This is a genomic window from Natribaculum luteum, assembly GCF_023008545.1.
Classification (GTDB): domain Archaea; phylum Halobacteriota; class Halobacteria; order Halobacteriales; family Natrialbaceae; genus Natribaculum; species Natribaculum luteum.
The window spans coordinates 557,743-583,634 of record NZ_CP095398.1; the positions used below are offsets into that span (position 1 = coordinate 557,743).

The 25,892-nt window shown below is 60.5% G+C and carries 20 protein-coding genes and 2 pseudogenes; 10 read left to right on the plus strand and 12 right to left on the minus strand.

What is annotated here, in order from left to right; genetic code table 11:
• From MU558_RS21250 to MU558_RS23470, 3 genes are all read right to left on the minus strand, one after another.
• Positions 1 to 1,206 (minus strand): ABC transporter substrate-binding protein, encoded by a 1,206-nt coding sequence (locus MU558_RS21250; RefSeq protein WP_246976674.1) that lies wholly within the window; start codon positions 1,204 to 1,206, stop codon positions 1 to 3.
• A 699-nt stretch (positions 1,207 to 1,905) separates the two neighbouring features.
• Complete coding sequence (locus tag MU558_RS21255; RefSeq protein ID WP_246975336.1) at positions 1,906 to 2,184, minus strand: hypothetical protein; 279 nt, start codon at positions 2,182 to 2,184, stop codon at positions 1,906 to 1,908.
• The gene (locus MU558_RS23470; protein ID WP_377071307.1) at positions 2,163 to 2,381 is read right to left on the minus strand and encodes a DUF4013 domain-containing protein; all 219 of its coding nucleotides are present in this window, start codon (positions 2,379 to 2,381) and stop codon (positions 2,163 to 2,165) included. Before MU558_RS23470 ends, MU558_RS21255 begins: the two co-directional genes overlap by 22 nt.
• A 488-nt stretch (positions 2,382 to 2,869) precedes the next feature.
• Between MU558_RS23470 and MU558_RS21260 the strand changes: the two genes are divergently transcribed.
• A complete protein-coding gene (locus MU558_RS21260; protein WP_246975338.1) occupies positions 2,870 to 3,988 on the plus strand; it encodes a nitric oxide synthase oxygenase in 1,119 nt (372 codons plus the stop codon).
• 286 nt (positions 3,989 to 4,274) lie between these two features.
• Positions 4,275 to 6,896 carry a cation-translocating P-type ATPase gene (locus tag MU558_RS21265; protein WP_322987052.1) on the plus strand — a complete coding sequence of 874 codons (2,622 nt, stop codon included), beginning with the start codon at positions 4,275 to 4,277 and terminating at the stop codon, positions 6,894 to 6,896.
• Positions 6,897 to 7,010: 114 nt separating this feature from the next.
• Here MU558_RS21265 and MU558_RS21270 read toward each other — a convergent pair whose 3' ends face one another.
• A complete protein-coding gene (locus tag MU558_RS21270; RefSeq protein ID WP_246975340.1) occupies positions 7,011 to 7,673 on the minus strand; it encodes an HAD family hydrolase in 663 nt (220 codons plus the stop codon).
• A 209-nt stretch (positions 7,674 to 7,882) separates the two neighbouring features.
• Here MU558_RS21270 and MU558_RS21275 point away from each other — a divergent pair, with 209 nt between their 5' ends.
• Both MU558_RS21275 and MU558_RS21280 read left to right on the plus strand, forming a co-directional pair.
• Positions 7,883 to 9,205 (plus strand): M20 family metallopeptidase, encoded by a 1,323-nt coding sequence (locus MU558_RS21275; RefSeq protein ID WP_246975342.1) that lies wholly within the window; start codon positions 7,883 to 7,885, stop codon positions 9,203 to 9,205.
• Positions 9,206 to 9,992: 787 nt separating this feature from the next.
• Positions 9,993 to 10,307 (plus strand): DHH family phosphoesterase, encoded by a 315-nt coding sequence (locus MU558_RS21280; protein WP_377071292.1) that lies wholly within the window; start codon positions 9,993 to 9,995, stop codon positions 10,305 to 10,307.
• Here the strand turns inward: MU558_RS21280 and MU558_RS21285 are convergent.
• Positions 10,293 to 10,679 (minus strand): annotated as a pseudogene (locus tag MU558_RS21285) (zinc ribbon domain-containing protein); the annotation flags it as partial. The gene MU558_RS21280 and the pseudogene MU558_RS21285 overlap by 15 nt on opposite strands.
• A 92-nt stretch (positions 10,680 to 10,771) precedes the next feature.
• Between MU558_RS21285 and MU558_RS21290 the strand changes: the two are divergent.
• Positions 10,772 to 11,587, plus strand: coding sequence for an IS5 family transposase (locus MU558_RS21290; protein ID WP_246972198.1), 816 nt, complete (start codon positions 10,772 to 10,774; stop codon positions 11,585 to 11,587).
• A gap of 283 nt (positions 11,588 to 11,870) precedes the next feature.
• Here MU558_RS21290 and MU558_RS21295 read toward each other — a convergent pair whose 3' ends face one another.
• Positions 11,871 to 13,175, minus strand: a complete 1,305-nt coding sequence (locus MU558_RS21295; RefSeq protein WP_425607621.1) for an IS4 family transposase — start codon at positions 13,173 to 13,175, stop codon at positions 11,871 to 11,873.
• A gap of 84 nt (positions 13,176 to 13,259) precedes the next feature.
• Positions 13,260 to 14,286: pseudogene (locus tag MU558_RS23475) on the minus strand (transposase); the annotation flags it as partial.
• A 296-nt stretch (positions 14,287 to 14,582) separates the two neighbouring features.
• Here MU558_RS23475 and MU558_RS21305 point away from each other — a divergent pair.
• On the plus strand, positions 14,583 to 15,173 hold the full coding sequence (locus MU558_RS21305; protein WP_322987053.1) for a DHH family phosphoesterase: 591 nt from the start codon (positions 14,583 to 14,585) through the stop codon (positions 15,171 to 15,173).
• Positions 15,174 to 15,871: 698 nt separating this feature from the next.
• On the opposite strand, the gene MU558_RS21310 is transcribed toward MU558_RS21305, so the two are convergent.
• From MU558_RS21310 to MU558_RS21325, 4 genes are all read right to left on the minus strand, one after another.
• A complete protein-coding gene (locus MU558_RS21310) occupies positions 15,872 to 16,474 on the minus strand; it encodes a hypothetical protein (protein ID WP_246975346.1) in 603 nt (200 codons plus the stop codon).
• Positions 16,471 to 17,571 (minus strand): DUF3179 domain-containing protein, encoded by a 1,101-nt coding sequence (locus MU558_RS21315; protein WP_246975348.1) that lies wholly within the window; start codon positions 17,569 to 17,571, stop codon positions 16,471 to 16,473. Before MU558_RS21315 ends, MU558_RS21310 begins: the two co-directional genes overlap by 4 nt.
• 270 nt (positions 17,572 to 17,841) lie before the next feature.
• Positions 17,842 to 18,198, minus strand: a complete 357-nt coding sequence (locus tag MU558_RS21320) for a hypothetical protein (RefSeq protein ID WP_246975350.1) — start codon at positions 18,196 to 18,198, stop codon at positions 17,842 to 17,844.
• A 207-nt stretch (positions 18,199 to 18,405) separates the two neighbouring features.
• Positions 18,406 to 19,836 (minus strand): dihydrolipoyl dehydrogenase, encoded by a 1,431-nt coding sequence (locus MU558_RS21325; RefSeq protein WP_246975352.1) that lies wholly within the window; start codon positions 19,834 to 19,836, stop codon positions 18,406 to 18,408.
• Between the two features lie 169 nt (positions 19,837 to 20,005).
• On the opposite strand from MU558_RS21325, the gene MU558_RS21330 reads away from it, so the two are divergent.
• From MU558_RS21330 to MU558_RS21340, 3 genes are all read left to right on the plus strand, one after another.
• Positions 20,006 to 20,431, plus strand: a complete 426-nt coding sequence (locus MU558_RS21330; RefSeq protein ID WP_246975354.1) for a hypothetical protein — start codon at positions 20,006 to 20,008, stop codon at positions 20,429 to 20,431.
• A gap of 177 nt (positions 20,432 to 20,608) precedes the next feature.
• A complete protein-coding gene (locus MU558_RS21335) occupies positions 20,609 to 21,166 on the plus strand; it encodes a carboxymuconolactone decarboxylase family protein (RefSeq protein ID WP_246975356.1) in 558 nt (185 codons plus the stop codon).
• A gap of 74 nt (positions 21,167 to 21,240) precedes the next feature.
• Positions 21,241 to 22,227, plus strand: a complete 987-nt coding sequence (locus MU558_RS21340; RefSeq protein ID WP_246975358.1) for a sulfite exporter TauE/SafE family protein — start codon at positions 21,241 to 21,243, stop codon at positions 22,225 to 22,227.
• Between the two features lie 146 nt (positions 22,228 to 22,373).
• Here MU558_RS21340 and MU558_RS21345 read toward each other — a convergent pair whose 3' ends face one another.
• The gene (locus MU558_RS21345; RefSeq protein WP_246975360.1) at positions 22,374 to 22,967 is read right to left on the minus strand and encodes a MarR family transcriptional regulator; all 594 of its coding nucleotides are present in this window, start codon (positions 22,965 to 22,967) and stop codon (positions 22,374 to 22,376) included.
• A 1,654-nt stretch (positions 22,968 to 24,621) separates the two neighbouring features.
• Here MU558_RS21345 and MU558_RS21350 point away from each other — a divergent pair.
• Entirely contained in the window at positions 24,622 to 25,872 is a 1,251-nt protein-coding gene (locus MU558_RS21350; protein ID WP_246975362.1) for an MFS transporter, read from the plus strand.
• Positions 25,873 to 25,892: the final 20 nt, after the last annotated feature.

Below are 25,892 nucleotides of genomic sequence, written 5' to 3' on the forward strand. Positions count from 1 at the left end.
TTACGATCCGCGTGCGTCGACGTACCGCTCCATCTCCGACTCGATGTTCTCTTTCATCGTCGCGAGCCCCTCCTCGAGGCCGGCCTGCTCGTCGAAAATTTCGACGGATCCCTCCTGGAGCTGGACGGACACCTGTCGGGCGGGACCGACGAGCATGCGCTTGGTGGCAGTCGTCTGTTCGCTCTCGAGTAGCTGATCGAACGCGGTTCCGTGGTGGGGGCTCTCCTCGAACCAGCCCTCGTCCTCGAGCTGATCGACTGCCTCCTGACGGACGGGATAGTAGCCCGTATCCTGATGCCACTGGATCTGATTTTCGGGCTGGGTCATGAACTCGAGCAGCTGGCCGACCTCGTTGGCGCGGCTCTCCGACATTCCGTCGGGGACCCAGAGAGAGGCACCACCGATGACGACGCCTTCTCGGTCGTCGATCGCCGGGTAGAACCCGGTCCCGAGCTCGAATCCTTCTGCCTCGCTTTGCTCGATGGCCCCGGCGACGGAGGCCGTCGAGGTGAGCATCATCGCAGCGTTTTGCCCGTAGAACAGGTCCGCTGCCTCGCCCCACGCCTCCATTCCGGGGTTCGTGTAGAGACCGTCCTGGGCCATCTCCCGCCACCACGACCAGAGTGCCTCGCCAGTCTCGGTCTCGGTGTGGACCGTCGTCGGATCGCCGCCCCAGCCGTTCTCGTTGTCGACGAGGGTCTGGCCGTCGAGCGAGTACCAGTGTTCGAGAAACCAGACGTGGTTCGGCCAGGTGATGCCGTACTCGGCCGCCCCCGAGTCGACGATGTCACGCGAGTACGCCATCACCTCCTCGAGCGTCTCCGGCGGCGACTCGGGATCGAGGCCAGCCTCGTCGAAGACGTCTTTGTTGTAGTACAGAATCGCATTCGAGTTGTTAAACGGCATCGAGTACAGCTCCCCGTCGATCGTGAAGAAGTCGGTTACGGGGTCGAGGAAGTTGTCGAACGGGTAGTCGTCGGGCATGATCCCCTCGACCGACTGGAACGCGTCGGTGTCGAGGATCTGTTTCGCGTGGAGGCTGTCGATCTGGACGATTTCCGGCATCGTTCCTGCCTCGATCGCCGCAAACGACTGGTTCAGGGTGTCCTCGTAGCTTCCCTGGTAGACCATCTCGACTTCGATGCCGGTTTCTTCCTGGAACGTGTTCCCCAGCGCCTCGATCGCCTCGCCGTTGCCGCCACCCATCGCGTGCCAGACGGTGACGGCGTCTTCGTCCGGCTCGTTCTCGAGGTCCCCCCCGTCGTTTCCGTTCGACGAGACGCTCCCGAGACACCCGGAAACCGCGATCCCGCCGACAATAGCTGCTCCCCCGCGTTTCAGCACCGACCGTCGTGAATTACGAGTCACGTACGTTCTCTGCCAGAGACTACTAATGAAATCTGCTAAGAGCCGAATGTAATCGACTGGAGCTGATTGTAGTAGTCTGGTAGGACACGTATCGGATCGTATGAAATATATTCACAGGCTGTCGAAGCGGATGTTCCGACCCTCGAGGTCAGGGTGGAAGTCGACACGCAACTCGACACTCCACGCTACTGTGGCAGGCCGACTCCCAACGTTGCCCAGCAACAAGACCGGCCCGTTCGACAACTCAAAATCCTACGATGCGAGCGGTACCGTCTGGGCCACCGTCGAGGCTGACGGCGACTGGACTCGAGGTGACCAAATCGTAACAACCAGTCCGATACGCCGTCGAGACAGAACAGCATCGATACTCTCCCTCGGGGGCACGGCGTCCTGCAGAGGTATGGAAAGCGCTGCCAAGTAGAGGGCTTGTCAACGGTGCTGGACGCGCTGAAAAGCACATATTCGGCCACAGTAGGCGACGGATCTTCGTCGTCTCTCGCCCTTCAGGACAATGGGAACGTCGATTTTGGCGGCCTCTCAACTTTCGTTCGATACATCGTCCCATCGTCTCGAACGAGCACCGACGAGGAGATACGATTTCGTCAGCAGATAGAACGTGAGCAAAGAGGGAACGAGTAGTGAGGCCACGTAGAACGGATGGCTTCCCGACACGACGTTCAACGGGACGTTTTCGACGATTCCAAAGGGTAGCCCAGTAACGTACCTGAGATCATCCTCGGGCGGGAAAAGCGGATGGAGTCCCCTCAGTTGCACGACGACGAGGACAACGCTGGCTACCCAGTACGGGAGTACCATAAGTCCGAAAGGTACTCCGAAAAGAGCCCTCCACTGAGGAGTAATCCGAGCAGTTGAGCAGTCGATTCACCGGGGTCCGTAGCGCCTTCGGCGAGAAGATAAAAGACGATGACCGGGATCGTGGTGAATATTAACTTGATAATACTGGCTTTTATTCCGAAGATAGCCAAATTTAACCAGTTATCGTACGATGGAATCGTGCCGGTTTCTCAAGGACCGTTCTCGTCCGGTGGGGCCGAATTCGCTTCTTCGATCGTTCTACTGAGCACCAGGAGGTTGTACCCTGCAACGAGAATCAGCGGCAAGATGAATGCACCAAAGTAGCTGAGTAGTGCCCCGATGAGAAAGGTGCCAACTGCCTCGTCGCTTCGAGATAGATACGTCAACGAATCACTGATGATCTCTCTAGGCATACTCGTAATTGCGACCAGAAATGTCACTGGACATCTATTTAAGTAAGAGGGCGATACGAGGAATTCGGGCACCAGTCTCTAGAATATGGAACTCTACATCATTCGTTCGATCAGTTATTTCGAGAAATGAAGTTACATCCACGACGATAGTACAGTCACCCCGCTCACCGCCGTAGACGGGAAAATTTCCGGTTCTGGGCGTCGCGAATGGAGAAGTGGCACAGACGTCGCTGATCGATGTCCGTAAACCCGCTCGAGCCTCCGCTCCACCTATGCACGCTGCCGTGCCGGAATACGATCGAGACGAACTGCGCCAGCAGGCGGAGACGTTCGTTCGACAGTGCTACACTGAGTTGGACAAAGAGGCGGAGATCGAGCCCCGTCTGGCGGAGATCCGCGAGTCGATCGCCGAAACCGGCCACTACGAGCACACCTTCGAGGAACTCGAGCACGGCGCACGGATGGCCTGGCGCAACAGCAACCGCTGTGTTGGGCGACTCTTCTGGCAGACGCTCGACGTGATCGACGCACGCGACTGTGACGACGCCGAGAGCGTCCACGAGGCACTGTGTCACCACCTCGAGTACGCGACCAACGGCGGCGACATCCAGCCGACGATCACGTTGTTCGAGCCGATGGTTCGCGGGGAACGGCAGGTTCGCATCTGGAACTACCAGCTCGTTCGCTACGCCGGCTACGAGACCGACGACGGTGTCGTCGGCGACCCGGACGAACTCGAGTTTACGAAGTACTGCCGTTCGCGGGGCTGGGAGGGCGAGGGGACCGCGTTCGACGTCCTCCCGCACGTGATCCAGATCCGCGACCGGGAGCCGGAACTGTTCGAGATACCCGACGACCTCGTCCTCGAGGTGCCGATCCGCCATCCGGAGTACGACTGGTTCGAGGACCTGGATCTCCAGTGGTACGCCGTCCCCGTCGTCTCGAACATGCGCCTCGAGATCGGCGGCCTCCAGTATACGGCCGCGCCGTTCAACGGCTGGTACATGGCGACCGAGATCGCTGCGCGGAACCTCGCCGACGAGGACCGGTACGATATGCTTCCGGCGGTCGCAGACGGAATCGGACTGGACACCTCCCGCCAGCGGTCGCTGTGGAAAGACGAGGCGGTCGTCGAACTCAATCGGGCGGTGTTGCACTCCTTCGAGCGCGACGGCGTCACAATCGTCGACCACCACACGGCAGCCGAACAGTTCGAAGCGTTCGAAACGCGCGAAGCCGAGGCCGGTCGCGAGGTGACCGGCGACTGGTCGTGGCTCATCCCGCCGGTCTCCCCGGCGACGACCCACATCTTCCACAAGACCTACGACAATTCGATCGAGACGCCGAACTTCTTCTACCAGGAGCCGCCGTACGAAGACGACGGACAGTGATCGTGTCGGACGACGGTCAGTAACCACCTCGGTCCACTCGAGCGACCGTCACCACGGGTGGGAGGCCACGAGACGCGATCGGAGTGTTCCAGACGGCAGGCACTATCGAACGAGCGCCGACAGTTCGTCTCGCCGGGCACGGGCGATCCCGGTTCCCGTTTTGTCACGTGCCGTCGACGATCGTCTGCCTTCCACAGTAGCGAGGGCGTCACTCGTTCGACGGGTTCGATCTCGAGGTAGTTCACCCGGTTGAGGGGTCGTTGGGGGGTTTTTCGAGGTCGTGGTCGTGGGGTTTCGGTGGATGGACCGGAACCCCGTCGACTCCCGTACCCTCCGTCGCGTCCGCGGTCTCACCGCTCGTGAAGTTGACGAGCGGCTCCGGCGCGACGGGCCGAACGTCCTGCCGACCCAGCGGCCACCGCCGGCGTGGCACGTGTTCGTCGAGCAGTTCGTTCACTTCTTTGCGATCATGCTCTGGGTCGCGAGCGGTCTGGCGTTCGTCGCCGGACTGAGCGAACTGGGAGTTGCGATCGCTCTGGTCGTGGTCGTCAACGGCGTCTTCGCGTTCGTCCAGGAGTACCGCGCCGAGCGTGCGGCAGAACGGCTTCGAGATCTGCTTCCGGAACGAGTCACCGTCCGCCGTGACGGGACGACGCGCGAGATCGACGCGACGGAACTCGTCGTCGACGACGTCGTCTTGCTCGGCCCGGGGGATCGCGTGTCGGCGGATCTCGAGATCGTCGATTCCCACGGCCTGCAACTCGACATCTCGTTACTCACCGGCGAGAGCGTTCCAGAGTCGGTCGCGGCAGGCGAGACTGCGTATGCAGGAACGTTCGTCGTCGAAGGCGAAGCGACGGGGACCGTCCAGGCGACCGGATCCGAGACGAGACTCGGAGAGATCGCAGCGTTGACGCGTGCGAGAGAGCGTCCGGAGACGCCGCTTCACCACGAGATCGATCGCCTCGTCAGAGTCATCGCGATCGTCGCCGTCGTAGTCGGCGGCGTCTTCTTCGCCGTGAGCGTGGCACTCGGGACCGACCCCGGCGTCGGCATTCTCTTCGCGATCGGCGTCACTGTCGCGCTCGTTCCCGAGGGGCTTCTTCCGAGCGTGACGATGTCTCTCGCCGTCGGGGCCAAACGCCTCGCGACGGAGAACGCGCTCGTTCGGCGACTCGAGTCCGTCGAGACGCTCGGCTCGACGACGTTCATCTGCACGGACAAGACGGGGACGCTCACACAGAACCAAATGGCCGTCGTCGAAGCCTGGACGCCGATGGGTCGCGCCCGGATCGAGGGCGACGGCTACGAACCGACGGGAACCGTCGACGCAGACGATGGGACGCGACCCGTGCTTCGAGACCTGGGCACCGTCGTCGCGCGGTGTTCGACCGGCGACGTCGAAAAGCGGGACGACGAGTGGGTGGCACACGGCGATCCGATGGAGGCCGCACTCGTCGCGTTCGCCCGTCGACTGGACGTGAACGTTCCGGAGCGAACGCGTGCGAATCCGGACGTGCGGCGGTTTCCGTTCGATCCACGACGGCGGCGAACGTCGGTGCTCACGCAGGATCGACTGCTGGTGATGGGCGCGCCGGAGGCGGTCATCTCGAGGACTCGTCACGGGGGTGACGACGCGAGGGCTGCGGTCGCGAAGATGGCGGAACGCGGACTGCGCGTCCTCGCGGTCGCGACGCGACCTGCCGACGACGTACCCGTAGACGACGACCTCGAGTCGATCGAGACGGACCTCGATCTGGTCGGCGTCGTCGGACTCGAGGACCCGCCGCGGCCCGGCGTGGCGACCGCCGTCACCGCGAGCAAGAACGCGTCCGTCCGGACAGCGATGATAACGGGCGATCACCCGACGACGGCACGGGCGATCGCCGAGGAGGTCGGGTTGCTGGCCGACGAAGGACTCGTCGTCGACGGCGACGATCTTCCCGAAGACGACCAGGTCCTCGGAGCAATTCTGGATCGCGATGGCGTCGTGGTGAGTCGGGTCAGCCCCGAGGATAAACTCCGAATCGCCCGTGCGTTGCAAAACAGGGGTCACGTCGTGGCGATGACCGGCGACGGCGTCAACGACGGGCCAGCGCTCCAGGAAGCCGACGTCGGCGTCGCGATGGGCCGTTCGGGAACGGACGTCGCGCGTGAGGCGGCGGATCTGGTCTTGCTCGACGATAACTTCGAGACGATCGTCAACGCGATTAAACAGGGACGCGCGACGTTCTACAACATCAAGCGGTTTCTCACCTACCACCTCACGGACAACGTCGCACAGCTCACACCGTTCGTCGTGTGGGCACTCGCAGCGGGGCAGTTTCCGCTCGCGCTCGGCATCCTCCAGATCCTCGCACTCGACATCGGCACCGATCTCCTTCCAGCGCTCGCACTCGGCTCGGAACCGCCCTCCGAGGACGTCCTTCGGCAGCCACTCGAGGCCGAGCACCTGATCGACGAGACGGTACTCGGCCGGGCGTTCGGCGTTCTCGGCCCGACCGAAGCGACCGTCGAAATGACCGCGTTCGTCGTCGCACTCGCCACCTTCGGCTGGACACCGGGCGGCGAATTTCCCGCTCAGCCAGGGCTCCTGGCGGCGTCCGGGGCGGCGTTCACCGCCGTCGTCGTCGGCCAGATGGCGAACGCCTTCGCCTGTCGGAGTACGACCAAGTGGCCCGGTGTGCTCGGCTGGACGTCCAACCGCCTCCTCGTCGGTGCGGTCGGCGTCGAGTTACTCACGTTACTGGTGTTCCTCTTCATTGGACCGATCGCACGGATACTGGGACACGCGCCGCCGCCGCTCGAGGGAGCGCTCGTCGCCCTGCTCGCCGCGCCGGCAATTCTGCTCGTCGACGCGATACACAAACGCTGGCGTGTGAGAAGAAACGATCACGGTTCAGAATAGCTCCTCAAGCGGGAGCGACGCTCGCGTGAAGTCGCAGCCTCCCCCATTAGTGATCGAGCACCACCCGGTGGAGGTATACCCACCGTCGACGACGATCGACTCGCCGTTCACGAATCACTCGTTCGTGATCGCCGCGACCTCGTGGAGCGACTCGGCCTCGTAGGTCGGAGCAACCGAGAGGTCCACGTCACGACAGTGGGAGCGGCGAACGAACACCGAATCCATCCCCGCTCGATGGGCCGCGATCACGTCGCTTTCGCTGTCGCCGACGTAGAGGGCCGATTTGGCGTCGAGATCGGTCAACGCCCGCTCGAGGTAGTAGGGATTCGGTTTCTTCAACTCGAGGCTCTGGACGGTCTTCTCGCGGCCGTAGTAGGTGTCGAACGTCGGTAACGGATCGAAAAAGTCGAGGAGGAACTCGAGGGTGCTGTGGTGGTTGTTGCTCACGACTCCACGATTGCAGGTAACGTCTGTGATCGCTGCAACATCCTCGTAGCAGGTCCGCGCTCCCGTTCTGAATGCGGCCAGTTGCGACTGCTCGTCGTGGTGCTCGCGTGCGTCCCAGAACGTCTCCACCTCGAAGTCGTAGGCTGCACAGATTTCGTGCAGTCTGTCGGCGGTCACGCCCTCGACGACGTCGTCGATGTGTCGTCGGTCGGCGGCTTCGACGCCAACCTCACGGAACGCCGTTCTCGTGGCTTCGGACTGCGTTTCGTACGCAGGTGGCTCGACGAGCACGCCGTCGTTGTCGAATAGAACCGTGTCGTAGTCGGTCACGCTCTGTCGATATTCTGTACAGTTAATTTACTATTTCGATCGGCTCTCTCGACCGCACCCGGCTCCCTGCTCAGATCGTCTCGCCTCGACGGGACGAACTGACCGCTGGGTGTCTCACACGTCGTTTCTTAGTATCGTCGAATTCTGGTCAGATAAATACAATAGGGTTTATCGCCGGATGGATTGGCCAACTATGTGGTGTAGTACCAATGACTGTTCACGTCCACCGGTGGATCGACGACCACGAAGAGGAGATGATCGACTTCCTACAGGAGTACGTCCGCTACCGGTCGCCGACCGAACACGAACGGGAGGTCCAGCGCGAGTTCATCGAGCCGTTCTTCAGAGACGAGATGCGCTGGGACGACGTCGACGTCGTCGACGTTTCGGAGGAGGCGGACCGACCCAACATCAACGGTCGGCTCGTCGGTACCGGCGACGGTGAGGGGCGCAATCTCCTGTTCAACGGCCACTCAGATATCGTCGACGTCTCCGAGGAAGCCGAGGAAGCGTGGACGACGGACCCATGGGAGCCCGTCATCCAGGACGGCAAACTCTACGGCCGTGGCGCGAACGACATGAAGGGGCCGAACACCGCGATGATCTGGGCGGCGAAAGCCGTCATGGAGTCCGACGTGGAACTCAGCGGCGACCTCATGATGAGCATCGTCGTCGGCGAGGAGTTGAACCAACAGGAGTACGGCTCGATCGCGGCGACAGACGCGTTCCTGGACGAGGGAATCGACATTCCGATCTGTCTCAACACGGAACCGACGAACAACGAGATTCACACCAAAAGCGCCGCGACGTTCGACTTCACCATCACGATCCACGGCAAAGAGGTGCATACCTCCCAGCGGAACCTGACCCGGTATCCACAGCGCCACGGAATTCCGGTCGGACAGGACGTCGGTGTGGATGCGGGGCTGCTCATGGCGGAACTCCTCCAGGAATTCCACGACCTCGAGCATCAGTGGAACATGCGCTACCGGGACGAGATTTACGGCGGCGGTGGTCACCCCGCACCGGACGCACAGGGGGTCGGCCCGATCGGTATCAACTGTACGATCGTGGAGGCCGGCGACTACATCGCGTCGATCCCTGGTCAGGCGACGATCGAGGGACACGTGTTCTATCCGCCGTTCGCCGACGACGAGAAACTCTGGAGCGAGATGCAGGCGGTCGTCGAGAAGCTGGCGCTGACACACGACTGGCTGGACGAGCATCCGCCGGAGATGAGCTGGAAGGACGTCTTCGACTGGCCGGCGTTCGACGTCCCCGCGGACCACCCCGCCTGTCAGACGCTGGGCACGGTCGTCGAAGACGTCACCGACGAACGGCCCGTGTACTCGGGTTTCAAAGCCGTCGCCGACAACTCGTACATCCAGCGCGACTGCGGAGTGGACACGATCAGCCTGGGTCCCGGGGATATCTCGATGGGGGCACACGGACCGGACGAGTACATCCCGCTCGAGCAGTTCGTAACGGCGGCGAAGATCTACGCCTCCATGATCCTCGAGTGGTGCGGGTGACAGCGATCCGGAGTCTTGGTGTGGACCGACGCCGATTCCGGTGCGCACGACACGGGTGAGGCCCCCGAGAGTCGACGCCCATTCTCGCAGTGAGCGGATCGGATGCGACCGTCTCGTCGCCGGATCTGCCCAGTTCGACTGCAGTGGTCGAATTAGGATCGACGAATGATGTGTTGTGCCTTCGACACGCACACGACAGAAAAACGCTAGCCTCACTGGGAGTATCGACCAACTCGAGGGAGATCTGGTGGAGCGGGAAGAAACACTACTGCTGTTTATAAATGTCAATATCTGACCCGATCTTGCTATACTATAATTTTCACATATAGTTCATTTATTTGGTATTTATTAGTATACGGGCTCGATTGGCCGTTCACACTGGGTTCACGAAACTGATTTACAGTTCGAGAATCGTCGTAGCCAGAATCACGTTATGGCCAACGAAACCGCCATCAGACTCGGTGACAACCAAAACGTGTGTTCTCGACACAGCCTCGGTCTCAGATGCAAACACCACGGAATCGGAACAGCGTCGAATATATATTTTATAAAACAAAACAGAGAGCTTCTCTCCTTCTCGAATTGTTTTAACAATGTCAGAACAAAACTGCTGGCGAGTGGTTGAAACCGTTCGCCTTCACACGGATCAGCTTCTCTGAACACGACCGGGTCGAGGAACCGAACATATATTCCTGTTCATGACTGAATGTGATTGGCACGCAGTGTCGACTCTGGTTCGATCGTATCGAATCAGGGGAAGTCGGCACGAAGTGAGCCACGATTCACTATGAGCGAAGCTCGCCAGCTACTAGAGAAATTCCGGGAGTGTGAGTCGCTCGCGATCATCGGCCACTCGAATCCGGATCCAGACTGCATCGCGAGTGCTCTCGCGCTCGAGCGAGTCGCGACCGAGGCGAACGTCGACGACGTCAAACTGGTTTACTGTGGGGAAATCTCCCACCAGCAAAATCGGGCATTTATCAATTTACTGAATATCTCGCTCAGTCATCCGGCCACCGACTCCTCGTTGACGTCCTCCATACGGCTGAAGCCGTGGGATTCCTCCGTGGGCAATCCGGCCAGCAGATTACCCCGGCTGTGAACTTGCGGGTTCGCTGATACTGGTTTGGTCAAGCAGACTCGACTGTTCTCCAAAACTTCTGGGTGTCCAGTCGTGTCCATTCCACTCCCAGTACGCCCCATCGGTGGGTGCGTCCCTATCGCGTTCAGCAGAGAGGGCAGCGGGCCGCGCCATCGGCCCAACTTCGTCTTGCAGTAGATTCCACGCCCCAGCAATATCACTATGCGCGTCTAACTCGCACTCGTGGCAACGGAACGAATCGCCATCACGCAACACGTCCTCACTCTCGCACTCCGGGCACGTACTACTCGAATCAAACTCGTTCACTCGCTCGACGGTGATGCCGACATCGCCGAGCGTGAGTTCAAGCCTGTCGACGAGTTGGCGATGGGATGCCTTGTTTTGCCGCCGATTGACGGCAACTTCAGACGTTCTCACAGGAAGGTTCCGTCAGATTAACCGGGAAATGGACGCCGTCTGGCGATATGGCATCGCTCAGACGACTAGCGCGAATGTGTCGAGACCTTGCCAAACAGCACGTTGACGATCCGGACGTACCCGCCGCGCCGGATGGCGCGGACGGGTACGCCAAGTGGACACAGATCGCGTTAATTCTGTTCCGCGTCGAACTGGAGAAGAGCCTCCGTGAGACTGAAGACTACCTCAACGAGATGCCAGGTGTTCTTGCTGTGTTCGATCTCGACGAGGCACCGCACTACAGCTCGTTCTGTCGGTGGGAGCAGGAGTATCAGATGCGTGAACTGCGCCGCCTGCTCCGCGCTTCGGCGGAGCAGGCGGGCTGGAGTGGTGAAGCTGCGATTGATGCAAGTGGCTTCCAGCGCGATCAAACCAGCTACCACTACCGCGACCGAGCGAACTACTCATTCCAGTCGATGAAGACAACGATCTTGATCGACGTGAACTCACTGGCGATCAAGGACGTTCATTTTACGACGCAGAAGGCCTGGGACGGCCACATCGGGATGCAGGTCTTCCGCCGGAACGCGGAAGACCTGCGTGTGTTGTCTGCTGACGCGAACTACTCGTGGAGCGACCTCCGTGAGGAGTGTCGCTCCGAGTCAACGCGACCGTTGATCAAGCACAGGGAGCAGACACCGTTGCAGAAGGCCCACAACGCACGAATGAACGATGACTACAACCAGCGCTGGATGAGTGAAACCGGCTTCTCGCAGTTGAAGCAAGACGACGGCGAGAAGCTCCGCTCCCGGAGCTGGCACGGCCAGTTCCGGGAGCTAACTCGCAAGTGCATCGTGCATAACCTAACGCAGGCGGCGAGTTAGGGCTCGCCGCCTGCTCCCCTTTTCCGGACGTATCCGGGAGAGGCATCGCCGTCGTCACCGGAACAACGGAGCAAGGTACCATAGTTTTGACTCATCAGCAATCGCTGTGACTGACAGCTACTGCATCTTCTGAGGTCGAAAAGCCGTCTCTAACGTCGTGAAATTGTAGATCAGCAACCCCACCCCGATGCCGTCTTGCGTTCAACAAGGCACGATGGGACCAGAACGCGTGTGTCTTAGTGTTCACTGTCGCCGACCAATGGGTGTCCACATTGGTCTTTAGCTAAGCCTCAGCAGCCGGTTGGATGGTAGTAGCGAGCTGTTCTTGCAGGATTGGTCGTTGCCTGTGGATCTTCTGAGCGTCTTCGATCAGTCGTTGTAGCAGTGGCGGCGGTGAGTAGGCGAGATACTCTCTCAGTTCGCGGAGGATGAGCTGGGCGTGCGACCGAAAGGTCGCCGCCCAGCGTTCCGGCGGAAACACGATCCCATCATCAGCGTGCTCTATGACCAGACCGAGTAAATCACGACTCACGACCAAGGATAACAACGCTGCGTACAGCAGAATCTCTACGATGTGCTTCTTCGTCGTGTCGAACTCGTCCAGTTCGTACTGCGTCTTCAGTTCACGGAACAACAGCTCTACTTCCCATCTACATCGGTAGATCGTCGCTAGATCGGCCGGGAGAAACTCTTCCCGAGAAAGGTTCGTGATGTACAGATGGTAGTCGTCGGCGTCCTCGTTGCGGACGCCGACGACGCGGAACCGTTTCGTATCACGTGACTGCGTGCCCGCGTACTCTCGTCGGTCAAACTCGACCTCGACTTCCACGTCGATGTACTTCCGGGAGAGATCATCCACGATGTCGAAGATCTTCTCGCCTTCTAAGGGAATGGCGCGGCCGCGCCATTCCCGTAATTCCTCCGTTACAACCGGGTTCGCGCTCTTTTTCAGTCGGCTCACGAAGTAGCCGTCGTTCTCGTCGATCAACGCGAACCGCCGGTACTTGAAATAGGCGAGGTCGAAGATCGCTAGCCGTCCTTCCAGCCACGATCCTGTGTTAAACAACGTGCTGTCGTGCGTTTTCTCGTCTGTGACGTTGAAATGTTCGACTGTCTGGTCAGTGACGTTGTGGAGCAGGTGGAGCTTCGCTCCAGCCTGCTCCTCGTGACGTGCTTTGTACGCTTCAGAGAGCAACTCGTGCAACCGCAGGACGGTTCCATCAGCGATCATCACGTCTCGAAACCGGTCGAACTCATCAGAGACGGTGTGAGGGACAGCGACCTCGTCGAACCCGTATTCGACGAGGTCGCGGAGGTACTCTGCGAGCGTCGGAGTCAACCGCTGGTAGAAGCCGCCCGGAGAAAGTGACTCGTCAGCGGTAGAGTTGTAGGTACGTCTGAAGGCCGCAAGCGTTCGGCTTTCGCCTGCGGCGAAGCCGAACGCAAACGACCAGACAAGTGGCGGGAGCTGAAGCTTCCCCTCGCGCTCGACCACGCCGACGGCATCGGCGTGGTCTTCGAGCGCTTCAGAGGGAAGGAGGTTAGTGAGACGGCGTTCAATGTGACGTGAGGAGGTTTCGGTGTGCACAGCTGTCACCTCCTCATTCCTTCCGAAAAGCAACTCCGATAAGCCGCCGCTGTCATGCGGTTCTTGGCTTAGCTAAAGACGGATGTGGGTGTCCAATACGTCGGTGAGGTCGCCAACGTATACGGTGTCCACGTTCCGTTCTAAGAGCCAGTCAGCCGCGTGTTTCACCGCCGCGTCACGGCTATGGTCACGCTTCTCCCCGCGCTCGTCATACACGCGTTGAATCCGCTTGCTCGTGTACTGGTCGTCGGGAAGCGCGGATTGCAACTCGGAAATCACCTCGGACAGGACCTGGAACTGGTCGAACTCGGGTCGAGCATGATATACGGCGGTTTCGCCAGAGGTGGTGACGATGGCGAGGGTGTTGTTCGCGCCGACGTCGATGGCGGCAGTGTGCGTCGTGTTCTCGCTGTCGAGTGTATGAGTGAATGCATCCAGTCGCTGTTCTCGTAGGTTGTCTGGCCGAATGCGAACCGGATGCGTGACACGAAGCGTGTCAGCCGCCTCGTCGTAGACGAGTTCTAACCTGCTATCGTCACCGTTCCACTGTGGATTTCCGCGAACTTCGAGAGTGATTCGTTCTTGATACTCGAAGTTGTATTTGTCTTCGAGGACGTCGCCAACGCCGAATTCGAGGATGCTCTTGTCCTCGTCCCAGTCGAACGCGTACAGGTCGTTGCGGACGAGACCGTGCAACTCGTACCCGTCGTCACGATTGCCCCAGTAGCCGGGTGGAGATGGTTTCTCCGTGACTGTGGAGTCTGCGTCGTCGTGGTATTTGTCGAGGAGGCGGAAGTGGCTCCGCCATGCTTCGCTGTTCTTGCGGGCGACTTGCTGGCATGCTGCCTTGCCGAGAATGGGTGCGTACTCGTCGTACAGGTCTGTGTACTCGGCGCCCCAAACGTCACCGTCTTCTTGGAAGTATTGTTGGCGTCGTCTCCAGACGCTTTGCGTCTGGATGGCCCACCAGAACTTTGTTCTGGGGACGTCGATAGGTTATCTGGTTCCACAAGGGGGCGTGGGCGGCCAACCACTCGAACAAGCACTGCTTGTACCGTTCGGTAGCGGGGTGAGCAGTGTACTCGTTCGTGCGTTGTGGTCGGTCGCTCATGTGTTAGATGTCGGTTACTTGTATTGTAAACGTTGGGATTGCAGGCGGGCTATGGTATCGTGGTTGTCTTCACTAGTGACGGATTCATCCCACGACTACAGTCGTGAGCTTTCTCCTGTATTTCTGTAACCGAGTACGAATCGTTAGCGCTCGTCGACCACTCGAAAATCGATTCGTCGCTTCCGCGCACTCCGCAGTCGCAGATCGAGGTTATCGTCGATCACCACGACACCACCGCACGCTCGGACGCCGAAATCGTCGACAGACGGCCAGAGTACGGGTCGACAGCGACGATCATGATCGAGTATCTCGAGGAGTTAGACCTCGAGCCGTCGTCGCGACTGGCATCGGCACTCCTCTTTGCCCTGCACCGCGAGCGACTCGACTACGTGAACAACCCGACGCTCAAAGAGTATCACGCAGCAACGTTCGTCTATCCGTACGCGGACACCGAACTACTCGATCAACTCTACGGCTCGGCGTACTCTCCTGCGACGATTGACGCGATCAGTAAGGCGATCCAGAAGCGGGAGATTCGCGGCTCGAGTCTCGTCACCTGTATCGGTCGGACGACGGAGGGCGATGCGCTTCCACAGGCGGCAGACTACCTGCTGAATCTCGAGGGGGTCGACACGGTCCTCGTCGAGGGCATCGTCGACGACGCGGTTCGGATGAGCGCCCGCTCCAACGATCCCCGCGTCGACATTGGCGCCGTTCTAAACCGGGCGTTCGACGACGTCGGGAGTGCTGGCGGCCACAGCGACATGGCCAGCGCACAGCTCCCACTCGGCATCTTCGCGGACAACGTCGACGGCGACGACGTGCTCCTCGAGTTACTGTTCGACGACATCTCGCGTCGCTTCTTCGACGCACTGAATCTCGATTGACACTACTGGACAACAGTCAGTACATCCTCGATCGCGTTTCGACGGCTGTCGCCGCCTGGCCAGGGCGTCTCGAGATCTCTCTCCTGTCTGGATGTACTATATATCTTTACGTACCTACCCCTGTAATTCAGGGTTCGAAAAACCGAACTCGAAACCGAGATACGACTCGAGGCAGGGCGACGATTTTGGTGTCGTCTCGCCCGGTATTGTCGACGAGCTTACAGTCGGTGGGTAGTTACCGATTGCTAACCTCCGTACCCGTGGGTAAGAGTACTCGATAGTTATTTATTCAATCCAAATACAAAAATTTTTAAATATAGTGAAGCAACGTACAGTCGAATTCCACAGGTCGACGTCGGCCAGGACGACTGCGATACTATCGTCGCCAAACGTCAGCGCACGTCTCCCCGCGAGCCCGTGACCGGACTCAGCGGGACGTCGCCGATTCCGATCACTCGATTCGAGGAATGGGTACGTTGTTTCATACTACCAGACAAAACAGTTCAGACATCGATCGCACTCGAGACGCTGTCGTCGCTGCCGACAGCCGTCGAGACGCGATCGAGTAGTCACTGACTGTTGTCTGGCAGTATCAGTTGCGACGATAGCACGCGAGAGACTCCACACGGCGAACTCCGACTGGGACACGTATCCGGCAGTCTCCATCGGTGACTGGATCTCGAACCACCTCGCTGCTGTCATTCTGTCACCGTACTACCGTCGATCGTACCGGCGACGTACACCAGACTCAGGAGCATCAGTCCGATTCCCAGCGGCAACAGCCACGCGAACGTGGTCAACAGGATACCACTCGCCTGTATCCCGAGTGCGATCAGGACGACGGGCCCACAGCAGACAGTGCCAGACAGCAACGCAGGCAACGACGCGACCAGGCCCGATCCCGCAGCGATCCCGCAAGCTGCCGGCTGCACGACGGCGAGATAGGTCAGTCCGAGATTGATGCCGACGAGGTTCGCGACCGAGAGCCCGATCGCGACGTTGACCGGCGACACCAGAATTCGAACGACGCCGGTGTCGAGAAGTGCGACGGCTTCGAACGATGCGGGGCCGGTTCGGGCGAACATCCGACCGACTGGATCGTCGACGGCGACCAGGGTCGCCGGGACGTCGGGTCGGAACGCGAGGTCACCGACGATCCAGAGGAATGCCACGAGGTAGGCGACGGCGACGACGACTGCGACCGCCAGCGAATCGCGTCGGAGCACGACGAGGCGCGTGGCAGCCACCGTCTCGTCGAGCCGTCGCTTTGGATTCAGGTCGAGTCGAGTCACCACGCTCATTCGTGGACCTCCGTAGACGGGTAGTAGCCGTACCAGGCGAACCACATCGCGTCGAACCCGAGCTCGCGCTCGAGTGGCAGCCCGTCGGCGTCGTACTCCTCGCCGTCGACGGTGAGCGCCCCACCGTCGTACTCGACTGCCAGTTCGTCGGCGTTCCGGTACACGTATCCCGTATCGAGCACCTCGTCGTAGACGGTCACGTACGGAACGTCGGTTACTGAGCCTTCGACGACCACGCGCTCGCGCAGCGTCGCTTTGGGGACTGCCATCGCGCCGTCGTCGTTTCGAGCCCCGACGACGACCGCTTTCGCGGGAAATCTATCGTCGGTCGCCAGCGGCCTGAACAGCGTGTTTTCGTCCTCGTAGTAGCCGCTCCGGGGATTGTACTGCCCGTACGGATCGTCTCCGTAGTTCCGGACGTGACCGGTATCCTCCGTGAGCACGACCGTCTCCGGATACTGCTCGCGCCATCGCCCCCACGTCGTCCATGTCACCTGAAACTCCTCGAGGTACTCCCCCTCGTGTGGACCCCGGATGCCTCGCGCCAGCATCTGGGGCCACCACGTCTCCGTCCCGCGATCGAACATGACGAGGTTGCTGTTGATCAGTCGACCGGAGACGCCGAACTCGCTCTCTCCCCGGTAGAATCCCTGTGCCGTCCCGGTCAGCGGACAGTACGTCACGGCGACTGCGTCGCCACCCACGACGTCGTTTACCACCTCGTGCCACACGAGTACGTACTGGGGATAGGCCTTCGGGTCACCGTTCAGTTCGACGCCGAAGACCGGATCGCCGTCCTCGAGGGTCGTCGGAGGGTCGTCGGCGGCGGTGAACTGTGGCTCGTCGATCGACGGAATGCCGTCCGGTCCTGGCCCGCCGGAGAGACTCGCGTCGTCGAGTTCCTCGGTCGTGTACTCCTCGGGGAGCGATCGATCGACCGTCGGCGGACCGGCGGTCGGTCTATCTTCGTCGTCCGTTCCACTGTCGAGGACGCGAGAGCCGCCGAGACAACCCGCGAGAGCGGCTACGGCGACGGCTCCGGTCGTACGGAGCACGTCGCGCCTCGATCTGCGCCGCCTCGGTAGCCACTCTTCCATACGTGGTACGAGGCACCACCTCCTCATAACCAGACGTTGGTCGTGCGCGGCAGACACACGGGCGCAACCTCACGTTCCAGCCACCTTCCTCCGAAGGGAACAGGGACCGCCGCGTGACGCGTCATCGTCACGGGCCCGGCTTCGAGACGGGTACCGTTGCAATCGAAACGTGTCGTACCGTTCGTTCCGGCTATAAAACGGCGAATTCTCGGTGGGAACGATCCCACCCCGCTCGCGCTGGCGCGTTCGCTGCAGGCGGGCTGCGAACAGCTAGAACGTGATGACCTCGTAGCCGTCGTCGACGAGCGACCGGACGCTGGGGTGTCCATCGTTGTCGTCGAGACGTACCACGCCAGCATCGTTTACCGCATCGTCGACGCCGAACGCTCCGGTACAGAAATCACATACCGACGTATCGTCCCGGACTGCTCGATACAGCTCGTGATAATCGCTCTCCTCGTCTTCGAGTTCGGGAATCCACTGGGTCCCCGCGCCGTCGAAGATGAGTTCGACGTCGTCGCCGTCGCTATCCGCGAACTCCTTTGCCGTCTCGAGGCCGTTTACGAGGCGACCGAGATTGGCGTGTCCGTCGGTTCCTGCAAGGATCATGACTGCTGTTTTCGTCATTGCACGTTCCAGTATGGCGCTGGATAGTATAGCCCGTGTGTGGTTGTGCAACCGAAGTGCACTTGCAGCGGTCATTTATATACCCTGACGCCGATTTCTACTCCTTCGATAACCGATGGACTCGCGTGTAGCAACTCGCCACGGCCGCTGAAGAAGCCTCTCGTCCCTCGAGGCGGAGACGCGCGTCGTATCCGATCGAACCCGGGATCAGCTCGAGCGACTGCTCGCTCCGCCACGAGAGAACTGACCAGCGAAGGCTCGCTGGACGACCTCCGAGAGGGCGGGATGGATGTGAACTGACTCACGGATATCCTGCACTGTGCCCGAGCCGGCGTTCATCGCCACGACGACCTCCTGGATGAGGTCGGCGGCTTCCGGCCCGATGATGTGACAGCCAAGGATCGTCCCGTCCAGGTCGACGATGACCTTCACGAAGCCGTCGGCATTCATCGCACTTCCTCGCGCGGTCTGGTCGTACCGGTACGTTCGGGTCGCATACTCCCGGCCGGCGTCCTGGAGGTCGCCCTCGTGTGCGCCGACGCCGGCGACTTCGGGTGAGGCGAAGACCGCGAACGGCATTGCCGTGTAGTCGACTGGCTGGAGATCCTCGCCGAAGAGGTTTCGGGCGACCGCCTGTGCCTCGTGGTTGGCGCTGTGCTTCAGGAGGTGCTCGCCGACGATATCACCGAGCGCCCACACACCCTCGGCGGTCGTCCGCAGGTACTCGTCGGTCTCGATGAACCCTCGTTCGTCGGTGTCGACCCCTGCTGCGTCGAGGTCGAGCGTATCCGAGTTCGGAGTGCGTCCGGCGGCCACGAGCAGCGTATCTCCCGTCACGGTCACGGTATCGTCTTCCAGTAACCCGCCATTTTCGCCGTATTCGTAGGGGTGTGCTTCGACGGTCACCGTTCCGTCAGTCTCGGAGGCGGCGGTGGCCGCGTAGCCGGTGTGAACAGTGAATCGGTCGGCGTACCGCTTGGTGAACGCTTCGGCGACTTCGTCGTCGGCCTCCGGCAGGAGGTTCGGGCGTCGTCCGACGATCGTCACGTCGCTTCCGAACGTGCCGAAAAAGTGGCCGAGTTCGGCCGCAATGTACCCTCCGCCGACGATGACGAGGTGGTCCGGTGGTGTTTCCAGTTGCAACGCTTCGGTGCTGGTCAGGTACTCCACGTCGTCGATGCCGTCGACGGCGGGAATCGACGGACGGGTTCCAGCGGCAATCAGTACGGTTTCGGCTCGGATGCGGGTGCCGTCGTCCTCGCCGTCGACGATTTCGACCGTCCGGTCGTCGACGAACCGGCCCTCGCCCTCGTAGAGATCGTGACGCGAGGAGGAGTGTAATCCTCGCCGAATCGACTCCGAGTCGGATTCGACTTCCTCGTTGACCTCGCGGACGATCTTAGAGAATTCGACGTCGCTTACCCTGGCGTCGATGTGGAACTCGCCGGCCCGTTCGACTGTCTCCAGCACGTCTGCGTGGTAGAGCAACCTCTTCGAGGGGATACATCCTCGATTGAGACACGTCCCGCCGAGCGGCCCTTTCTCGACGACTGCGACGGACTGACCGCGATTGACGGCAGCGTTTGCGACGTCGAGCCCGGAACCGGATCCAATGACTAGCAAATCGACTTCGTGCATGCCGTCTCCGTCGACGTCCTCACGTAATAATCGACCGCCGGTGTGTCCTTCTCTTGCCAACCCGCGCTGGAGTCGTTACCTCCGGAGATCGAAGACGACCTCGAGCGGGTGTGTACCTGTGTTCAACGGCCGCGCCGCGGTTTAATAGCCATCTCGCCTGAGTCAACTCATGGCATCCATCAGTGCCGGTCTCGCGGGCGGCGTCGTTGCAACGATCGTTATGACCATCGCGATGATGATACTGGGCGACGATGGGCCACCACCGACGGCACGGCTCGTTTCGAAGTTCGCAGGAGGCGATCCCGAAGAGTACGCGATGCCCGGGATGGCGTTACACGTAATCTACGGTATCGTCGCCGGCGCTGTCTTCGCAGTCGGCGTTCCGCTGATCGGCCTCAACCTCGACTCGATCGTCGGTGCCGTCGGACTCGGTCTTGCCTACGGTATCGTTCTGATGATCGGCGGCATGGTGGTCTGGATGCGGACGATCATCGGAATAGAGCCCGATCGCGACATGCTGATGACGTTCGGGACCGTTCACGTCGTCTACGGAGTCGTCCTCGGCGCGTTCCTCGGGGCTGGACTCTTCGGATAATACTACCGGACAACGGCCAGTGAATCCTCGATCGCGTCTCGACGGCTGTCGCCGCTGGCGACCGCGTCTCGGATGCGATCGAGAGATGAACCGTTCTGTCCGGCAGTAGACGTATCGACGGCCGACTGCACCGCGTTTCGGAGCGAGCTACGAACTCGCAACTGACGATCCAGAACAATGTCACGACTTTCACTACTCGACACAGACGACGTTCCGGAGGAGTATCACCACCTGTTCAGCGACGACTACCTCGGCGACCGCCACATCTTTCGCGTCTGGGCGCACAATCCCGACGTCCTCGAGGCTACCCTCGAGTATCTGAACACGCTGTACGACCAGCTCGGAGACCGACGCAAGGAGCTCGTCATCCTCACCGTCGCGAGAGCCCGCGGCGCTCGCTACGAGTGGCACCAGCACGTCGACATCGCCCGCAACGAGGGCGTCACGCTCGAGGAGATGCGAGCCATCGGGGGGAACGATCTCTCGGTGTTCGACGACGCCGAGTTCGTCTTGCTCCAGTATGCTCGAGCCGTCGAATCCGGAACGGTGACCGACCAGATCCACGAGGCGCTAATGCGAGCGTATACGCCGGCGGAGATCGTCGCACTCGGACTCCTCGTCGACTTCTACGTCGGACTGTGTAACTACATCGCTTCCGTCGATCTCCCGTTCGAGGGCGGTGAGTTCGTCGGCTGGATACCCGACGAAGAGACCGTTTCGGCGCTATTCGAGTAGGTGAGTATGAACCCCGACGTTCCCTCCGAAGAGAGAGCCGAGACGAGTACCCCGAACGGAGGCCTGGATCCGTAATGCGACTCCGAGCGAGCGTCGTCGGCGGTTTCGCCGGTGTCGTGGGACTGGTACTGCTCACCGAGCTCGGCGCCTCGAGCAGTTCCGCGAGCGTCGACGTTGCACTGCAGTCGGTTCCAGCCCCGACGGGGTTCCCGGTCGAACAGTTCCTCGCTCACTGGTGGGTGTTCCCGGCGTCGATTCTCTTCTCGACGATCGCACTCTCGTCGGGCGTCTCGGGTGCGCTCTTTTTCAGCCCGTTTTTCATTCTCGTCGTCGGATTGCCACCTGCACAGGCGATCGGCGCGGGACTCCTGACCGAGGTGTTCGGGATGGGAAACGGACTGGTAAACTACGTCCGCCAGCGGACAGTCGATTACGCGACGGCGAAGTGGTTATTGCTCGGCGCGGTTCCGGCCGTCGTCGTCGGGGCGCTCGTGGCCCACTCTGTGCCGACGACGCTGCTCACGATCGCCTTCGGCGTCGGGTTGCTCCTGCTGGGGACGTTTCTCGTCTACTACGATCCGCCCGAGAAGTGTGTCCCGGGCGAAGGCGAGGGCGAACTCCTGGAACGAAAGAATACGGGCCGGGGAAAAACCGTCGTCGAGGCGGCCGACGGCGAGACGTTCACCTACGACACCTGCTGGCGGCCACCTGGACTCGGGCTGGCAACCGTCGGTGGGTTCATCACCGGACTCATCAGCGCCGGCCTCCCCGAGATTACGACGACGCAGTTGATTATTCGGTGCCGGCTCCCGCCTCGCGTGGCGATCGCGACGAGCGTGTTCGTCCTTGCCGTCGCTGCGATCGCGGGTGCAGCAGTCCACGCGCTCGCCGCCACTCCAGTGTGGTACGTCGTGGTCTGGTCGATCCCCGGCGTCCTGTTCGGCGGTACCATTGGCACACGGGTCGGCAAGTACGTCCCGAGTGAACTCATGGAACCGGCGCTCGGAGTCGTCTTCGTGATCGTGGGAGCCATCGTGCTCGGGAGCGAACTACTCGCGTAGGGCTCTTTCGAACGGCTGCCGGAAACCGTTGCACACTCGTCTTCCCTCGCTACAGTTCAGGCGAGAGTGCCAGTCACGTCGGGTTCGCGTGGGATCCGCTGGGATCGCGACCCATCGAGTTTCTCGCCGTCTCGTCCCCGAGACAGTCACGTTTCGGGGAACGAGTCCCAGAATACGTCCGGTAGCTCTCGATCGGTGTTCGCTTCGAGATAGTCCTGTTTGGTCAGATTCGCGTCTTCGATGAGCGCGGCAGCCTCCCCGGCCCAGACGTAGAACCCGATCAGCGTCTCGCGGCGCATCCGCTCGAGGTCGACCGAGTGATACACGTTGACGACACCTCCTTTCTCTCGGTTCAGTTCAGATCGACGAAGGAGACCGAGGTCGACCAGTTTGTTCAGATACCGCGTGACCGTACTGCGGTCGTATCCGAGCGTTTCGGCGACCTCGTTGGCGGAAAGTGGACCCTCACCGATGACGCACAGACAGATGTCCAGCCCGGCTTTTGGTAGTCCGAAGGCCTGGAGAAGTACCTGTCTGACGTCGGGAGGCCTGACGCTCATTTCGATGTCGGTCACGCGCTCCATCGGTTCGTCGTGACAGGACATCGGGGGATCGTCACGACCGAGCACGAGGACGACGTTGTCACAGTCAGGACACTCGAAGAGATCGTACTGACTGGACGATGGATCGTACTGGACCTCTTGGGATTCTTTTGATTGGCTCGTATCGCTTTCAGACATTAGCTTCCAACGCCTCCATGCAGGTGAATAGCTAGGCGGCCCCTCAGTAAATATTGATTCGTTTCATTCATCTGGGTCCATTGTAGACGGAACGACGATTACCGGCCCGTCGGTTTGGAGTTGGACAAACTCTTCACCGGTGGTCGTCACGCGGACTCGTCCATCTGGTCGTATTCGAGCCAGTTCACAGTCTGCTAACCCGTCGAGGTGAGCCACAATCGTACGTTCGTCGACCTCGAGTTCTGCTGCGAGCGCATCGACTGTCGTCGTCTGTCGCGTGTCGGCATCGCTCGCTAAAGCAAGTTGTTCGAGTACTGCTCGTCTCGTTACAGACATTGTAGTCGGAGCTCGGTACGTGCCGGCCATAGCTCTATCTCGGGTCGCCTCGCAATCATAGTGGTTACTCTTCGATCGTCTGATTGGGGACTCAAAACGCCGACTCGTCGTACGTCGGATACGGTCTGAGACAGCTCGGTACTCGCGAAACAAGTCGTCTCTGTCGTTCCCTCGGGTTGTGATGAATTCGGAGACGTGCTCTTCATAGGACACCTTCTGTCTCTATTACCGATGTCATCTATTACGGGTTCGGCGGCCGTGCAAGACAGAGACAACCATGGACTGGGGTCGAATCGATAGGGAACGCGACGTCGACCGCCCCAGAGTCACGTGGTTCGAGACGTGAAACGCCTCGTCATCGAGCGAAAGCGATGGTCTCGCGGACGGCGAGAGAACTTCGATCCCTCGAGCAGTCGGCACTTCGCGCCGACGACATCGCGAGTCGCTGATTCGCTCAGTCACGGAAGAGCGAATCTCTTCCGAACGACCCCGATCACTCGCTATTCTACCAGTAGCCATTGCTGACAAACAGTAAATTGACCGATTCTTAAAATACAAATAAACGAGTGAATTCTCCAATCTACCAATTTTAAATATATTATGTAATTCCGAGAATTCGGTATTGGCCGGCGTCGAAAAGTGGTCCACGATTGGACACGCGAGCACGATCTCCAGCCCGCCACTGACGTAAATCGGAACCGCGTGTAGGTGATAAAACGGTGAGCTGGATCGGCGATCATCGATGTTGGCCGTTTAGTATTGCCAGTTCAGAGGAAACTCCTCTCTCAGGCACTGTTCGACGGTCACAGCGGCTTTTCGAGAACGACTTGTCGTGAATAACTCGAGAGAGACGATTTCGACGCTGCTGCGTTTCTCCTCGGTTTGCACAACGCCTCCGGACTGTGCTCCGTTGACACGCGCTCGGATTTCGCTCCGAAGCACGTGCCGATCGGAACACTTCAAAACATATCATTCGTAAGGTAATACGATCGACTTTATCGCTCTCAAATCGTTCTATCCACGTGATGTATCGACGGTGGATCCGCGGTTCCAACTCTCGTCTCGAATCCAAAGATCGGTGGCTCGAAGAATCGTCTGGCGCGTTCTCGAGACGCCGGCGTCGACTTCCCCGTCGTGGTCTGCTCGCATCGCGTTCGATCGAACGTGCTCGTCTATGGGATTAGCACGCAATATAATTGTGGCCGATACGTTCGTTTCGACGTCGACAATTGTCTCGAGGACGGCATCTATCTCTGGTATCGAAGGCCCTATTAACAAATCGGCTGCAAATAATAATTGAGTGAGTAGAACAATACTAATGCGACTCAGACGCACGATACGCGATACATTCGACGCTCGAGGAGTACCGGCAGCAGACCAGCAACTTATCGGGTATACGACGGGTGCACACGCACTCGATCACCTCGTCATCCTCTCGATTCCGCTTTTCGTTCCCATCTGGATCGAGGAGTTCCAGGTGACGACGTACGAGCTCGGGCTGCTCGTGACGCTGATGACCGGCCTGTACGGGGTTATGGCGCTACCATCCGGCATTCTGAGCGACCGGTTCGGTGCGGACACGATCATCACCGGGTTCTTGCTGTTGACCGGTGCGGTGTTTCTGGCCGTTCCATTCGTGAACTCGTTTGCGGCGCTTGCGGTCGTCGTCGCGCTCGCGGGTGCCGGTGCCGGGCTCTACCACCCGCCGGCGCTCGCGTTCATCAGTCGCGAGGCGGAGGCACCGAGCAAGGGCTTTGCCTACCACGGGATCGGCGCGAACCTCGGGATCGGCATCGGACCGCTGCTCATCACGGCCGGGCTGGCGGTCAGCGACTGGCGAACCGTGCTCGCACTCCTCTCGGTTCCGCTGCTTGGATTCGGCGTGCTCTTCGCGCTCCGCGGGCCCTCGGACTCGAACGATCACGGCGCGTCCGAACAGTCGCTGGGCGACGTCTTCGGGCAGCTTCGTGCGCTCGTCACTCCCGTTTTCGTCGGTATCGTCGCCGTCTACGTGTTCGCGGGCATCTACTACCGCGGCACGCTGACGTTCCTCCCGCAGTTTATCGACACGCTGTCGTCGCTTCCGAGCCTCGATCTCGCAGGTGCCTCTGTTGGCGCGGGCCAGTGGCTCTACTCGCTGATCCTGCTGACCGGGTCGGTCGGCCAGATCGTCGGCGGACTCCTCGGCGAACGGTTCGAGATCGAGCGCGTCCTGCTGGGCGTCTTCGCGGCGACGAGCCTCGCCCTGCTCGCGCTCGGCGGGCTCTCTGGCACCGCCGTCATCGGGGTCGGACTCGTCTTCGGTGCCCTCCTGTTCACCCTCGCTCCGCTCCAGTCGTCGCTCGTCGCGAAACACACGCCCGACGCGGGCCAGGGGATCGGCTTCGGACTCGTCTTCACCGTCAACTTCGGCATCGGCGCACTCGGGGCCTCGCTCGCCGGCTGGATTCTCTCGAGCAGTTCCTACTCGCTGCTCTTTGGCGTGCTCGCGGTGTTCCCGCTCGTCGCGGCCGTCGCAGTGCTTTCGGTCTCGAGGGCCGGAGTGGCCACTGAATCGCTCACACACTGACTCGACCACAACACACCAAT